This is a genomic window from Paenibacillus sp. NPDC058177, from assembly GCF_042883835.1.
GTDB lineage: Bacteria > Bacillota > Bacilli > Paenibacillales > Paenibacillaceae > Paenibacillus_AQ > Paenibacillus_AQ agri.
Genome location: NZ_JBHVVB010000005.1, coordinates 412,987 through 427,121, shown reverse-complemented (window position 1 = coordinate 427,121; position 14,135 = coordinate 412,987). Strand labels below are relative to the sequence as shown.

Below are 14,135 nucleotides of genomic sequence, written 5' to 3'. Positions count from 1 at the left end.
GCCTTTTCGTATTAATCTCCATTTTTCCCTGTTTGCTTGATCAACTCATAGGCAATATACCCAATCATTCCCAAGAACAATCCTGTACCCGCAATAATGTATACGATCGTAAATATTTTTCCGAGATCTGTCTGGGGAACGAATGTTGGATGTCCTAATGTACTCAGCGTGGCAACGCAAAAATAAACAGCATCAATGATAGACAAGCCTTCCTGTTTGACATAGAAAATGGTTCCGGACAACAGCGTCATCATAACCAGAAGAAATAATACCTGAAAATTTTTACGCTTGAATGCTCTCCACAAACCTGAAAATAATCGTTTTAATGTTAGTAACAATGAAAGCATGTAGCTCCACCCTTCACAAATAGTGGTGGTCCCGGCAGTGAGCTGAGAAAATCCCATCCTAAGTCCAATACACCCTTTAGTATTAGAGCATACATAGCAAATCACCGTCAATCATTATGGGATGGTGTTTGTGGTTGCGCAGTGTTAATAGAGACTGGAGCTTCAGGCACAAGAATCCCATAGTTCCATCAATTTCGTAATTGCTGCATTAATGCTGTCGAGGGGCACACCATCTCTGGCTTCCGTAGATATTCCTTCTAAAAAGGTAACAAATAATGTGGTTAACATTGCAACATTTGTGCCTTCTTTAAGTTCTCCGGTCTGGATCGCTCGTTCAATACAAGTATGGAACTTTTTCCTTGTCGTGGCTCTTTCAAGAGTTAATATTTCACGAATATGATTATTTTCAGGTGAACACGTATTTGCAGACAAAATGACTAAACAACCCAAGGGATGGGTCTGTTCAGTTTGCAGGACAATCCACCGGGAAGCAGTCATCGATCACTGCTGTTTTCCTTACACCGGGAATTAGGCCCATCCTGTTGGTTGTACTGACTTGGATGACAGCCCATAATATTCTGTACACTTATATTGCTCCGTTTCTTGCAGCTAATAGCATGAGTGAGAGAGTGGGTCTGGCGCTGGCTTTCTTCGGCGTTGCGGCACTGGTAGGCATATGGATAACTGGTGTATTCATCGACCGCTCCTTGCGGAAGCTTGTTCTGATTAGTCTGAGTGCTTTTCTCTTAATCTCTCTTGCCATGAGCTTTAGCAACTCGAGTGGTCTTCTGATCTATATCATTGTTACGGTCTGGGGATTAACCTTTGGCGGGGCAGCAACACTGCTGCAAACGGCGCTTGCTGACGCTGCTGGAGAGAGTAAAGTGGATATGGTCATGCCAATTAACACTACAGTATGGAATCTCGCTATCGCTGGCGGAGGGGTGGCAGGGGGTCTGTTGCTTGATACCTTTGGTGCCAAATCTTTTTCATGGGCATTGTTCATTCTCATATTCATCGCACTTCTTGTGACTTGGGGTGGTAAAAAACACGCTTTCCCTCCATTTAAAAAATGAACGACAACCAGCCCCGCTTAGCGTGGGCTGGTTGTCGTTTGCTGGCACAGCACTCCTACTGATGCCGCCGTTCATCTAAGTGTCTTCATGCCCGGAAGCATAGTTTTACTTCCACAAATCCCTCAGGCTATCGAACAGTTGCAAGGCAGGCAAGCCGGCAAACAAACCGAATATCATGAGAGCCAACGCTGATGGCAATAGCCTTCTGTCGAGCTTTATCCCCAAAAACAAATAACCACCAACACCCAGCACGACTGCTATTCCAGTCCAAGTGGCAAGAGCAGGATCTTTATGTGATAACAACCCGTCGCCAGTACTGAACGCAATGGTTAATAAACCATAGAAGCATGCTATTCCTACGACTATCGAAAATAATAAATAGACTATTTTGATGGTTTTCATCATGGGAACAGAGATTTCCTTTCTAAATGGAGGAAAATTTTACAATTTAATTAGATTTTACCTCGCATCTCTGCTAAGGTCTATCCTTCCAGCCTCCTATGAGAGACTTAATTCCTTTACCTCAACTCGTACAGCAGCAATAAACACCTATACTTCCACCCGTAGCAGTACCTGTACCTGTCATCCCCACATCCTTCACATATACTATCTTATAGCTTATTAATTCTATATATAGAACGGAGAATGAGGATGAAGGTCGTAATTCTGGCGGGCGGGTACGGGACAAGAATCAGTGAAGAGACACATTCGAGACCCAAGCCAATGATCCCGATTGGTGAGAGACCGATTCTGTGGCATATTATGAAGACTTACAGCCATTATGGCTTTAATGAATTTGTGATTTGTCTGGGGTATAAGGGGCATGTGGTTAAGGAATATTTCGCCAACTACATCCGGGACGAGTCGGATTTTACGTTGGACTACAGAAGCGGTGATTCCCAGTACCATTCGCAGGGAGCCGAGCCCTGGCAGATCACACTGGTGAACACGGGTAAGGATTCTATGACAGGCGGGAGGATCAAGCGCATTCAACGTTATATTGGCAATGAACCTTTTATGCTCACCTACGGCGACGGTTTGTGTGACGTGAACTTTCAGGAGTTGCTGAAGTTTCATAAGGCGCATGGCAAGCTGGCTACGGTCACCGCTGTGCAGCCGGCTGGGAGATTTGGTGCGCTGGGTCTTGGTGCGGGGGACAGGGTCAATGATTTTCACGAAAAATTGAAGGGGGACGGCAAGTGGGTCAACGGGGGATTTATGGTGCTGCAGCCGGAAGTCTTTGATTATATAGAAGGGGACCATACGATCTTTGAACAAGAGCCTTTGATCAACTTGGCGAGCGGAGGGGAGCTGCATGCATTCCGGCATGATGGCTTCTGGTATGCGATGGATACGCTCAGAGACAAGAATCATCTGCAAGCGCTGTGGGATTCCGGGCAAGCCCCCTGGAAGCTGTGGTGATGAGCATGAGTGCGATAACTCCGCTTGTAAGCATTCTGATTCCAACTTACAACCGGCCTCATTATCTGGAGCAGGCATTAAGAAGTGCCTTAGCCCAGACGTACCCGAACATCGAGATTATCATCAGCGACAACAGTGACAACGACCATACCCAGCACTTGGTTCACCATTTCCAGTCAGAGCTTGGTATTTCGAGCATCCGTTATGTAAAGAACAAACGCAACATCGGTCCAGTGGCCAACCAACTGCAATGCATGAGGCTGGCTAGTGGCGAATACGTCAACTATTTAATGGATGATGATCTGTTTGATCCTGTCAAGATTGAGAGAATGGCAGTTTACTTAAAAAGATTTCCCGGAGTCACGCTAGTATCATCACGGAAAAGCATTATCGACAGGGCCAACCGTGTGACCCAGCTTTCGCCGGACACGGTGCCTTTTGCTAATTTCAATGGTTATGAAACGTTTGTTAGTGGAAGGGCTGCGATGGCCACCATGCTGCGCGATCGGATCAATTATATCGGGGAACCGACGACCGGATTGTTCCGGAAAGCTGATCTGGCAGAGCCCTTCGGTGTCTTCTATGGCCGTAAAGCTTTCAATAATGTCGATGTAGCGACCTGGCTGACCCTGCTGTCCCGCGGCGATTTGGTGTATATTACAGATCCTTTAAGTTCTTTTCGCAGGCATTCAACACAAATATCGGTCAGTCCGTTGTCCCAAATGGGCGAGATCTGCGACTGGGTAGATCATATCCTGCTTGCCACTCATACGGGAATACTACCTCAAGACGAAGAATGGGTGCGGACAATATTGGCGCTCAAGGTGGTGGCCGTGAACCAGTTTCCAATGTGGAATGCGCAGACCCATCGGTTGTTTAACCACGAGTTTGTCTCAAGAATCACACAATTGGCGGAGATTTGTGCGGTAAATGCTAATCTGCATGCAGCAGGCCAGGAGTTCAGGGAGCTGCTGAGAAGAATATGACACACGTTATTATGAAAATAGCCCGGACTTGATCCCCTATTCTAAGGGATTCAGGATCGGGTTATTTTGTGCCTGGCCGCAGGAAGCGGTCAGGCTGGCACATAGGAGGCGGTGGAATGATCCCGCCTCCAGCCAAAAAGGATTGACCCCTGCTTTGCCGTCCCGGGGGACGGGCGTAGAAGGTGGTCAATCCTTTTTCAGAACATGGTCGTGCCGGTTTCGCTTATTGGTACGCCTGAACGGCTGAGATCACATATTCGACCTCTTCCGGTGTCAGGTCGGGGAACAGCGGAAGAGTTACAAGTTCACGCCAGATCCTGGTGGCCACCGGATTCTCCGAAGCGTATTTCATGAACAGGGGCTGCATCGGCAGTGGCATATAGTGAACACCAGTAGCGATGCCGCGGGCCTGCATGGCGGCGATAAACCGCTCCCGCTCCTGAACCCGTACAACAAAGGCCCAGTATGAGGAGTCGTGAAGATCATAAGGAATGGCGGATGTTACCTTCGTCAAGCCTTGAATCCCCGCAGTGTACTGTCCTATAATCTCTTCTCTTCTACGGTTCATACGATCGAGCTTGCCGAGCTGAACAAGGCCGATAGAGGCCATAAGATCATTCATATTATATTTGTAGCCGATATCCGAGATCTCGTAATACCAGCTATTCACATCTGGTTGACCTAACTGATACTCCTCATAACGCTCCCAGGTATCTTTGTTGATGCCAATCCAGCGTGAATGCCGGAGCGGCTTCAGCAGCTCCGTATCGTCTGAGGAGATCATCCCGCCGTCGCCGGTGGTCATGCATTTTTTCTCCTCAAAGCTGTAGCATCCGATATCTCCCCAGGTACCCAGCGTCTTGCCTTTATACTTCCCGCCAGCCGAATGCGCGCAATCCTCAATCACCTTCAGGCCGCGTGCCTTGGCCCAAGGCACCAGATTGTCCATAGGCACAGGATGTCCGCCGAAATGCACCGGCATGACAGCCACGCAGTCTTTGTCATATTTTCGTTCCAGATCTTCAAGATCCAGGCCCAGTGTGTGTTCGTCGATATCTACGAATACGGGAATAAGGCGGTTATATAGTGCAGCCATGGCAGTGGCGGCGAAGGTTAGTGCAGGCACAAGCACCTTTTTTCCCTCCGGGAATCGATAAGCAGACAGCGCCAGATGAAGCGCAGCCGTACAGGAATTGACGCCCACAGATTCTTGTGAGCCGACATAGCGGCTCCATTGCCGCTCAAATTCGGCAACCTTGGGTCCCAGACCAAGCCATGCGCTGTCAAACGAGTCTCTGATGCTTGCCAGCTCCTCCTCACCGACAGAAGGCTTAAACAGTCTGATTTTCATGTGATACCCACCTTATCTTTTATGGAATGCGGCACTCATTATTTGTCTAAAGGCTTCGCGTGTAATGGTCATGGTCACCAGTTCCCGCTCCGGCGCTTCGGTCAGAGGAAGGGAGGCTGGAACCCAACGGATGACGCCTTCTTCCTCCACTTTGAGCAGAGGTACCCGTTCCGATTCTACCGCTCCCAGGCCCTTGTAGATACGCATCGCCCGGTAATTGTCTCCTAGCACGTGAATACAGGCGGTCTCGACTCCCAGTACCTCAATACTCCATTCACCGAGTGCAATGAGGGCGTGGATCATGATATTCCCGAACGCGCCTTTGCGTCCCCGCAGGAGATTGTCGAACTCACAGCTTTTGGCAGTTTCGTTGTAATTCAGCAAGCCTACCTGTCCTACAGGAGCGTGTTCTTCATCCTCGACAAAGAAAAGAATCCGGTCGTCTGCGCCAAGCACCTGATGCTCCAGCCAGCGCCGGGTTCCATCTTCAGACCCTGGGAACTGGGTAGTGAACCAGGAGGAGGAAGAACTTCTCCATTCCGTAAGTTGCGTGATCTCATCAGAGTTGTGAATAACCTCTGCAGTGATGGGACGTAATCTGCCGCGCACGGTACCATTGACTACAATAGGGATACAGTAAGAGGAAGTTTGCTGTACGTCTGCGTGCTTGTAGGATCGCAGGAGCTCCTTCATCCGGAACAATCCCTTCGTTGGTTATTGGGTATATCCATGGATCTTGGCGAATCGTTCAAAGGTCTTGATATCCAACTCCCCGACCTTTCTTGCATATTTATGCTGTGACAACTGTGTGGAATGATAGCGGAGATAGCTAAGCGGTTGAACCAGAATCGCGGCATTGCCTTGTGTCATCAGGTTGACCCAGCTGGCCATATCCACGGCGAAGAAGACCTGTTTACCCGCGAGCACACCGAAAGGCTCTGTCAGCGCACTGCGCTTGAACAGTACAGTAGTAGGCTCGCCGAGATAATTGGTCTGGTTGCGCAGCATCATCTCTGTCAGCACCCGGCCGTTGATTACGGTATCCCGGGTAGAGAATTTCCTGAAGGTTAAGACCGGCGGGACATAAATTTGCTTGCCGTTGGCATCAATGACTCTCCGCTGGGAACTGACAAGGACTACGCCGGCGTGTCCCAAGATGAAATTCATCATTTTTTCGATTTTTTGGGGATGGAATAGATCATCATCATTTAAATAATTGATGTACTCCCCGTTCGCAAGATTGAGACATTGCTGTTGGTTGGCAATAGGGCCGATGTTCTTGGGATTGCGATGGTAGCGTATTTTGGAGCCGTTCGGATGTTCCTGGTAGCGAGCCACTACCTGTTCAGTCTGTGTATTGTCGCTGTTATCACTAATGACGATTTCAAAGTTGGAATAGGTTTGGGCAAGAGCACTTCTTAGAGCCTGTTCAAAATAGTCGGGCCGATTGAAGGTGGGAATCAAAATACTAACGAGTGGTTGCATAAGCCTGATCGCTCCTTTAATTTTGTTCTAAACGACGCTTGAATTCCTCCAAGGTGGGAAGAAGCATATCCCTGTCTGACATAGTCGGCTTCAGAATCGGCCAGGTAATTCGCAGTGTCTCGTCGTTCCAGCGTACGCCGCCTTCATGCTGCGGGGCATAGCAGCGGTCTACTTTGTACACAACTTCACAATCGTCCTGAAGGGTGCAGAATCCATGACCGAATCCTTTGCCGATATATACCATCTTGTTGTTGCTTTCCGTCAGCAGTATAGAGTCCCAGCAGCCAAATGAAGGGGAATCAGGCCTGAGGTCTACAAAGACATCGAAGATGGCACCTTGAGTGACCCGAATAAGCTTAGTTTCCGCATGGTCACCATACTGCAGATGCATACCCCTGATTGTTCCTTTCTTGCCTGAAAATGAGCGATTCTCCTGAACCCAGTTCCAGTCCAGACCATGCTCCTTGAACAGCTGTTGGTCATAAATCCGCGTGAAATGGCCGCGGTGGTCGTTCCTCGGACTGAGGCTGATTTCATAAATTCCCTGCAGTCTGCCTGGCTTGATGATCATCAGCCATGTACTCCTTTCATATAGTCGCGGATCTGTTGCAGGCTGACCTGACGCATGTCCTCTTGGTGCTGGTCCGCTTTGTACCATTCCACGGTCCGGGCCAGCGCCGTCTCTAGGTTCCAGCGGGGAGTCCACCCAAGCTCCTGCTTCGCCATTGACGAGTCCAGCCGTAGATAATGAGCCTCAGGCGGATGGGTGGTCTCCTGGTCAACAACATAGTTAGCCCCTTCCCCCCATAGGTTGCATAACTGGCGAACCAGTTGCTCCACGGAGTGGGCGTCATCGGGACCGAAGTTCCATCCCTGATCATAAGGGGGACCGGACTCGACCAGTTTTTGCGCTAACAGCAAATATCCGTGTAGTGGCTCAAGCACATGCTGCCAGGGCCGGACTGCCTGCGGATAGCGGATCTGGACAGCTTTCTGGCTCAGTACAGCCCGGACAATATCGGGAATCAGGCGTTCCTTACTCCAGTCTCCGCCGCCGATGACATTGCCGGCTCTGGCTGATGCGACAGCGACCTTAGCAGCACCGCTCCCCGATAGGAAGAAGGCTCTGCGGTAGCTATCTGTAATCAGCTCCGAGCAGGCTTTGCTGCCGGAGTAGGGATCACTGCCGCCGAGGCGGTCGCTCTCCCTGTATCCCCAGCTCCAGTTCCGGTTGTCATAACACTTATCTGTAGTTACATTCAGAACAGCCCGGATCGGGCTCCCCTGCGCTACGGCTTTGCGGACCGCTTCAAGCACATTCACAGTTCCCATCATATTAATCTCGAAGGTAGCGGCAGGATGGATGTAGGATTCACGGACGAGCGGTTGGGCCGCCATATGAATCACAACATCGGGGGCAGCCTGCGCAAGGGCATTGGATAAGGAAGCAGAATTTCGGATATCATCCAGATAAGAAGTAACCAGTTCATCCATGCGGCAAATATGGTACAGGTTCGGATTGGTGGGAGGCTTCAGAGCATACCCGGTTACTGAGGCGCCAAGGGAATGTAGCCACAGAGACAACCAGGTTCCCTTAAAGCCTGTGTGTCCGGTGATGAATACTTTCTTGTTCCTCCAGAATGCGGCATCTGCCTGTTGCTGGGCGGGCATCATTGACTTCCTTTCCTCCTTCGCCTGCATTAATAAAACTCTTCCTCTCATTGCCTAATAGAAGATATAAGTTTGTGACAGCATATGGTAAAAGGTAGGGTCCTGAAACTGGCACTAATCTATAGACCTATTAATTTCAGGAAATATGTATCCATCCAAGCACACCTCTGATTCTTGCATAATATAGCAGCAGGAAAGGAGGGATAAAGAATGAGTGATGTGGAAGCCAAACTGGCGCAGTTTCTGGAGAAAGCACAGGGGCTGGTTTTGAAAGATGACAATGTGGTGGGACAATTTCTTAGAAAGCTGGGTTCCGTTCAATCCAAAGTAGATACTGCGGCGGGCGACAACATTGATCAAGCCAGCTTCAATCAATTGCAAGACGAAATGGCCGCTCTGAACTTGGATGAAGCTACAAAATCCGAGTTGTTGGGTGCAATTGGTAAAGTGGATGGCGGAGTGAACAGTGTTTCTGCTGGTCAATTTGTCGACGATGTCTTCGGCAGACTCCGGAACCTACAATCTTCATTCACAGGCTCTAATGTGGATGTGAACACAGTAGTTGGAGAGCTTAGCCGGACCATTGAGCAAGCAAAGACTCAGATTGAACCGTTCTTGGGTTCGTTGAATCTGAACGGAAGTAATGTGCTTGATACTGTACAAAAGTTGCTAGGCAGCCGGTTACGCTAGTGCCGTCTATAGGCTGACGAGGGGCTGCCCCACAAGGTCGTATCTGACTGCGGGGCAGCCCCTTTTGTGTATGGACTTAGTAAGTAGGCAGGGAAATGAAAGCTTCATATCTTCTATACAATTGGAGGTTTGATCGAATGGCCGCACAGTTTAAATTGGAGGATTTGACAGGATTGATCGAGAAAGTGGTCCGGCCGGGCCTGCTGCCTCAGCTTCTGGGCAAGGATAACGTCGTTCCTAAAAGCATCGCAGACTTTCTGAAGACAGGCTCCGACCAGCCGACTCAAACCGCTAGTGAGCCTGCATCGGCCGATTCGACGTCCGGTACGTCATCTGCCAAAGCTTCATCGACCAAAGCTTCATCTACCAGAACGCCATCCGCACGCAGCAATGTAATCGGTGGAATCCTGGGCGCTTTGGGCCGAATCAGCGCTGTCCCGTTCGTAGAGCTGGCCCGTGAGAATATTGGTAATAATGTGCTGATCACAACAAACCGGGAAATCATTGAAGGGATTGTAACTGAAGTTGGAGGCGGATATGCAGCGTTAACCGAAGAGGGAGGCGCGAGTGTAATCGTCAATTTCCGGAACACACTAGCGTTTCAGCCTAGCATTCCAGCGGAGGTGGAAGCAGAATGAGTTTTTCCAAGAAGATCGAAGCATATGTAGGGCAAAGCATTCAGGTGGAAACGGCAGTGGAGACCTTTGCCGGTGAGCTTGTATCCGCAGATGATACCTTTACCGTGATTAACAGAGACGGTGCGGAAGACAATCGGGTGACCATTCTTACCGACGCAATTTCTTATGTAAGAAAAAGCCTATAGCATGTAAACTAGGGCGGCGAGATAGCCGTAGTCATATAAAAGAGGGGGTGCCGGGGCACCTCCTCTTTTTACATCCTATGGTAGTCTAGAAAGCGCAGGATAGGCTCTCTAAAACGTTATTCATGCGATTTCAGACCAGGTAAAGCAGGTGGACAGAATACGGTTAAGAGTCTCTTGATCATAGATTCCGGTCGCCTGGTTCCGCTCTAGCAGCTTATGCGCCCAAGCGAGCGCTCGTGAATACCCCTCATAATTATGGACAGGAATGGTACGCTGATAGAATTGCATGTGAATGTCGAATTCTTCCTCGGTAGGAAAGACACCCAGGTTATACAGGAGCATCCTGCGCACCCGGTCCGCCGTCAGACGCTGGGCCAGATGCTGCTGGGTAGAGATTTGCCCCTCATGCACGCGATAGGAGAAAAGGTATTCGGGCAGATTCTCGATCCGTGTAAGTTCCGACAGCCGGCTCCAGAATTCATAGTCCTCGGCATGTGTAAAGCTTGGATTGTAGTGGATGTCATGCTCCTTCAGTACGCTGCTCCGCATAAATACGGTAGGATGTCCAACACAACAATAGAAAAGCTGCCAGCAGCGAATATCTTCATGACTTGTAGGTTTGGAGACGAGCTCCCCATTGTGAAAAAGGGTGATGAAGGTGCCGAGCACACCGACCTCGGGGTGGTCTTCCATATATCGTAGCTGTCTCTCAAAACGATGGGGCGCGCTGATATCGTCGCTGTCCATTCTCGCAATATATTCACCTGTGGACAGGTCCAGTCCTTCATTAAGACAATAAACCAGCCCTTTGTTGGAATCGTGGGTAATGAGACGAATCCGCGGATCTTCCAGACTCTGGAGATATTCCAGTGTACCGTCGGTGGAGCAGTCGTCGATGATCAGAAATTCAAAGTCCCGGCAGGTCTGATTCAGTATGCTCTCCACCGCATTTTTAATATAAGGCCTGGTGTTATAAGCCGACATTAATACTGTTATCTTGGGCATTCGGCGTTCTCCCCCTCAACCGATTTTCAAACTTCTGCAAAAGGTCGTATAATTAAGTTTATTTTATTCTATTTCCACAGCTTTGCTTAGACGAAAGTCAAACACAGTGGAAAAGGGCCGATTTATGGACCCAGGAGGAAGACATATGATCAGATATCCATTTTTAGAGAAGAACGCAACAATAGGAGTGACAGCGCCTTCATCAGGCGTGAGTGCAAAAGGTCATGATCTGTTCAAGTTAGCTTGTGAGCGTATGGAAGAGAAGGGCTTTAAGGTCGTCTGTGGAGATACCGTATGGACACAGCATAAGGCTAAGTCGGCTCCAGCTCCGGTGCGTGGCAAAGAGTTCAATGCCATGATGGGGGATGAAGCCATCGGGATGATTTTTCCGCCTTGGGGCGGTGAGTTGCTGATTGAAATGCTGGAGTTTGTCGATTTCGAAGAGATTGAACGCCAAAGCAAATGGATTATGGGTTATTCGGATATAAGCACGTTGCTGCTGGCGGTGACCCTGAAGACGGGGCTGGCTACAGCCCATGGGGCATGCTTCTATGATTTACGGGGAGAGTTCAGCGATGAAACTACCGGGCAATGGCTGTCCGTGTTGTCAACGAAGGCAGGCGGCTCCAATATTCAGCACTCTGCTCCCCGTTATCATAAAGAGAAGAAACAGAGTGAACCCTCGCCAAGTGTCTTCAATCTGACGGAACCCGTGGAATGGAAGACAGTCTCAGGATCACCGGAAACGGTCAAAGGAAGATTGCTTGGTGGCTGTGTGGATGTTATCCGTCATCTGATCGGCACACCATATGGCGATGTGGAAGCTTTTCAGAAGGAGGTCATCCATAACGAGCCTATTCTGTGGTATCTGGAAAATTGCGAGCTTAACACTGCAGACTTGCGTCGTTCCCTCGTACAGATGAAGCTGGCAGGCTGGTTCCGTAACTGCTCGGGATTACTGTTCGGCAGAAGTGCGGCCAATACTCCGTTTGATGGATACACCGCTGAGGACATGTACAGGGAGCTTGCCGGGGAACTGGGCGTGCCCGTGATTTATGAGGTGGATTTCGGGCATGTCCCGCCGCAGCTGACACTTATTAACGGAGCTTATGCAGAGATAGAGGTATTCGAGGGTAAAGGTACCCTCCAGCAGCACTTTCTTCCTTAAGAGATAACGCTTTATAGATGTGGGCAAGGGATTTTCCAATGATTATTTCTGTTACTTATTTCCTACAAAAAGGAGCTGTGTCAGATGAAAGTATTGTTTATCGGAGGAACGGGTCAGATCAGTCAGGCTGTATCCAAGCTGGCTGTAGAGCGAGGAATAGAGCTATATCTGTTCAATAGAGGACGGCGGGATGAATTCGTGCCGGAAGGCGCGAAGGTAATTGCGGGAGATATCCGCCAGCAGGCTGAGGCCGCGGCTGTGCTTAAGGACCATGAATTCGATGTCGTGGTGGACTGGATCGCCTTTACACCGGAGCATGTTCAGACCGATATTGAGTTGTTTACCGGCAAGACCAAGCAGTATATCTTCATCAGTTCCGCTTCTGCTTATCAGAAGCCGCAGCGCAGTTATCTGGTGACGGAAGAAACGCCAATGGAGAATCCTTACTGGCAGTATTCCCGGGACAAGATTGCATGTGAGCAGTTGTTAATGGAAGCATACCGGAATAGCGGCTTCCCGGTGACCATTGTAAGACCGTCTCATACCTACGGGGAGACGGCGATTCCGGCGGCGCTGACGAGCTGGGAGCATCCATGGACGCTCGTGGACCGTATCCGCAAAGGCCAGCCGATCATCGTGCATGGGGATGGAACCTCACTGTGGACACTTACGCACAATACCGATTTTGCCAAAGGATTCGTAGGTCTGCTGGGACATCCTGAAGCGCTGGGAGAAGCGATTCATATTACCTCGGATGAGGTTCTGAACTGGAATCAGATTTATGCAGGGCTCGGCGCCGCGGCAGGCGCAGAGCCACAGGTGGTGCATATCTCCACAGACTTCATAGCCGCCTTTACGCCTCCCGGTACCGCAGATGGTTTGATTGGCGACCAGGCGGTGAGCAGCGTATTCGACAATAGCAAGATCAAGGCGCTGGTACCGGATTTTGTCTGCACAGTTCCGTTTACCGAAGGCGTCAAACGTTCACTGTCCTGGTTTGAGAATCACCCAGAGCTTTGCACAGTGGACCCGGAATGGTCGGCGCTTGTGGATGACCTGATCGAAAGACATGGTACAGCGCCGAAGCCCATTTCGTACTATACCTAGAGCGGAACGAGCCCAATGGCGCAAGCCACTGCCCGGTAGGGTGTGATAAAGCAGGGCTATGCTGGTAGCTGATCCAGAGGTGATGCCGGCCCTGCCCCTTTCCAAAGACGACTGGACCCTTGCGGATCAGCGTCTTTTTGTGCTGCATACCCCTCCCTCTACGTGAGGTTCAGGCATGAATCAGGGAATCTTGAATATACTCTCACTACCGAAATTCCCGTTAAAGGAGTCCTGGCCATGCCAAAACATCCCTATGTCTCCCGTTTCTTTGTCAACTCCGATGCAAGGCGCGATAAGTTGATTTATGATTTGCCGGAATCCTGGTGGAGTCGCCCTTATGAATATGAATGGTGTACGCACTTTGTCTCCGCTCATGATGTGGTGCTGGATGCAGGCTGCGGTATTTCCCATCCGCTTAAGTTCTACCTCACTGGCGTCTGTGAGGAGGTTCATGCCTGTGATGTGGATGCACGAATTGTCAGCAAGGATGCTGTAATGGCGGAGATTTCCCGCGATATTGGGGAGGAGGCAGCATGGCAGGTACAGGCTAGACGGACTACACGTCTGCATCTGGCCCAAGCTGATCTGACAGCGCTGCCTTATGAGGATGAATATTTTGACATAGTATTCTGTATCTCTGTCTTGGAGCATCTGCCGCTGGTGGAACAGTATCGCACACTGGGAGAATTCCACCGGATTTTGAACGATGAGGGTCTCTTAATCCTGACCTTTGATTACCCAACAGTAAATCTCCAGCTCATGAATGGCTTGCTGCTGGAGGTGGGATTCCAGTACTGGGGTGAAACAGACTTTGAACTGCCTGCGGATGCCGTACGGACGGAAGCGTGGGGTGGCTTGAATTGCTTCCGGGCTGTGCTGAAAAAACAGCAGATCTGACAGGCAATGATTTATTCAGGTCCATATGCCTAGACCCTCTGAAGGTGACTATTGGACTTTATACCCTTTATCTGGAAGTTTGTGCCTTGTATAGTAGAATAGCATCA

18 protein-coding genes are annotated in these 14,135 nt (G+C 49.7%); 9 read left to right on the top strand and 9 right to left on the bottom strand.

What is annotated here, in order from left to right:
• Nucleotides 1-11: 11 nt before the first annotated feature.
• Both ACFVU8_RS21400 and ACFVU8_RS21395 read right to left on the bottom strand, forming a co-directional pair.
• On the bottom strand, nt 12-347 hold the full coding sequence (locus tag ACFVU8_RS21400) for a potassium channel family protein (protein WP_379464958.1): 336 nt from the start codon (nt 345-347) through the stop codon (nt 12-14).
• Nucleotides 348-509: 162 nt separating this feature from the next.
• Nucleotides 510-845, bottom strand: coding sequence for a TetR family transcriptional regulator C-terminal domain-containing protein (locus tag ACFVU8_RS21395; protein WP_379464957.1), 336 nt, complete (start codon nt 843-845; stop codon nt 510-512).
• A gap of 62 nt (nt 846-907) precedes the next feature.
• Here ACFVU8_RS21395 and ACFVU8_RS21390 point away from each other — a divergent pair, with 62 nt between their 5' ends.
• The gene (locus ACFVU8_RS21390) at nt 908-1,423 is read left to right on the top strand and encodes an MFS transporter (protein WP_387430056.1); all 516 of its coding nucleotides are present in this window, start codon (nt 908-910) and stop codon (nt 1,421-1,423) included.
• Between the two features lie 105 nt (nt 1,424-1,528).
• Here the strand turns inward: ACFVU8_RS21390 and ACFVU8_RS21385 are convergent, their stop codons facing one another.
• The gene (locus tag ACFVU8_RS21385; RefSeq protein ID WP_379464955.1) at nt 1,529-1,828 is read right to left on the bottom strand and encodes a hypothetical protein; all 300 of its coding nucleotides are present in this window, start codon (nt 1,826-1,828) and stop codon (nt 1,529-1,531) included.
• 246 nt (nt 1,829-2,074) lie between these two features.
• Here ACFVU8_RS21385 and rfbF point away from each other — a divergent pair, with 246 nt between their 5' ends.
• Together rfbF and ACFVU8_RS21375 are read left to right on the top strand one after the other, a co-directional pair.
• Nucleotides 2,075-2,845, top strand: coding sequence for a glucose-1-phosphate cytidylyltransferase (gene rfbF, locus ACFVU8_RS21380; RefSeq protein WP_379464954.1), 771 nt, complete (start codon nt 2,075-2,077; stop codon nt 2,843-2,845).
• Nucleotides 2,846-2,850: 5 nt separating this feature from the next.
• Nucleotides 2,851-3,831, top strand: coding sequence for a glycosyltransferase family 2 protein (locus tag ACFVU8_RS21375; RefSeq protein WP_387430054.1), 981 nt, complete (start codon nt 2,851-2,853; stop codon nt 3,829-3,831).
• A gap of 223 nt (nt 3,832-4,054) precedes the next feature.
• Here ACFVU8_RS21375 and ACFVU8_RS21370 read toward each other — a convergent pair whose 3' ends face one another.
• Genes ACFVU8_RS21370 through rfbG form a run of 5 tightly spaced genes read right to left on the bottom strand, consistent with a single transcriptional unit; the run spans nt 4,055 to nt 8,341 of the window.
• Nucleotides 4,055-5,182, bottom strand: a complete 1,128-nt coding sequence (locus tag ACFVU8_RS21370) for a DegT/DnrJ/EryC1/StrS family aminotransferase (RefSeq protein WP_387430052.1) — start codon at nt 5,180-5,182, stop codon at nt 4,055-4,057.
• Nucleotides 5,183-5,194: 12 nt separating this feature from the next.
• Entirely contained in the window at nt 5,195-5,875 is a 681-nt protein-coding gene (locus ACFVU8_RS21365) for a GNAT family N-acetyltransferase (protein WP_387430050.1), read from the bottom strand.
• 21 nt (nt 5,876-5,896) lie between these two features.
• Nucleotides 5,897-6,667 (bottom strand): glycosyltransferase family 2 protein, encoded by a 771-nt coding sequence (locus ACFVU8_RS21360; protein WP_387430048.1) that lies wholly within the window; start codon nt 6,665-6,667, stop codon nt 5,897-5,899.
• Between the two features lie 16 nt (nt 6,668-6,683).
• Entirely contained in the window at nt 6,684-7,238 is a 555-nt protein-coding gene (rfbC, locus tag ACFVU8_RS21355; protein WP_379464949.1) for a dTDP-4-dehydrorhamnose 3,5-epimerase, read from the bottom strand.
• Entirely contained in the window at nt 7,238-8,341 is a 1,104-nt protein-coding gene (gene rfbG, locus ACFVU8_RS21350; protein ID WP_387430046.1) for a CDP-glucose 4,6-dehydratase, read from the bottom strand. Before rfbG ends, rfbC begins: the two co-directional genes overlap by 1 nt.
• A 207-nt stretch (nt 8,342-8,548) precedes the next feature.
• On the opposite strand from rfbG, the gene ACFVU8_RS21345 reads away from it, so the two are divergent.
• The 3 genes from ACFVU8_RS21345 to ACFVU8_RS21335 all read left to right on the top strand — a co-directional run bounded on the left by ACFVU8_RS21345 (nt 8,549) and on the right by ACFVU8_RS21335 (nt 9,851).
• The gene (locus tag ACFVU8_RS21345) at nt 8,549-9,028 is read left to right on the top strand and encodes a hypothetical protein (protein WP_379464947.1); all 480 of its coding nucleotides are present in this window, start codon (nt 8,549-8,551) and stop codon (nt 9,026-9,028) included.
• A 137-nt stretch (nt 9,029-9,165) separates the two neighbouring features.
• Nucleotides 9,166-9,666 (top strand): hypothetical protein, encoded by a 501-nt coding sequence (locus tag ACFVU8_RS21340; protein WP_387430045.1) that lies wholly within the window; start codon nt 9,166-9,168, stop codon nt 9,664-9,666.
• Entirely contained in the window at nt 9,663-9,851 is a 189-nt protein-coding gene (locus tag ACFVU8_RS21335; protein ID WP_387430043.1) for a hypothetical protein, read from the top strand. The genes ACFVU8_RS21340 and ACFVU8_RS21335 overlap by 4 nt, the downstream gene beginning before the upstream one ends.
• Before the next feature lie 120 nt (nt 9,852-9,971).
• Here the strand turns inward: ACFVU8_RS21335 and ACFVU8_RS21330 are convergent, their stop codons facing one another.
• The gene (locus ACFVU8_RS21330) at nt 9,972-10,856 is read right to left on the bottom strand and encodes a glycosyltransferase family 2 protein (protein ID WP_387430041.1); all 885 of its coding nucleotides are present in this window, start codon (nt 10,854-10,856) and stop codon (nt 9,972-9,974) included.
• A gap of 145 nt (nt 10,857-11,001) precedes the next feature.
• Here ACFVU8_RS21330 and ACFVU8_RS21325 point away from each other — a divergent pair, with 145 nt between their 5' ends.
• From ACFVU8_RS21325 to ACFVU8_RS21315, 3 genes are all read left to right on the top strand, one after another.
• Complete coding sequence (locus ACFVU8_RS21325; RefSeq protein ID WP_387430039.1) at nt 11,002-12,024, top strand: S66 family peptidase; 1,023 nt, start codon at nt 11,002-11,004, stop codon at nt 12,022-12,024.
• An 84-nt stretch (nt 12,025-12,108) separates the two neighbouring features.
• Nucleotides 12,109-13,131: an SDR family oxidoreductase gene (locus ACFVU8_RS21320; RefSeq protein ID WP_387430037.1), complete on the top strand. Its 1,023-nt coding sequence runs from the start codon at nt 12,109-12,111 to the stop codon at nt 13,129-13,131.
• 237 nt (nt 13,132-13,368) lie between these two features.
• Nucleotides 13,369-14,028 (top strand): class I SAM-dependent methyltransferase, encoded by a 660-nt coding sequence (locus ACFVU8_RS21315; RefSeq protein WP_387430035.1) that lies wholly within the window; start codon nt 13,369-13,371, stop codon nt 14,026-14,028.
• The last annotated feature ends 107 nt before the right edge of the window (nt 14,029-14,135 follow it).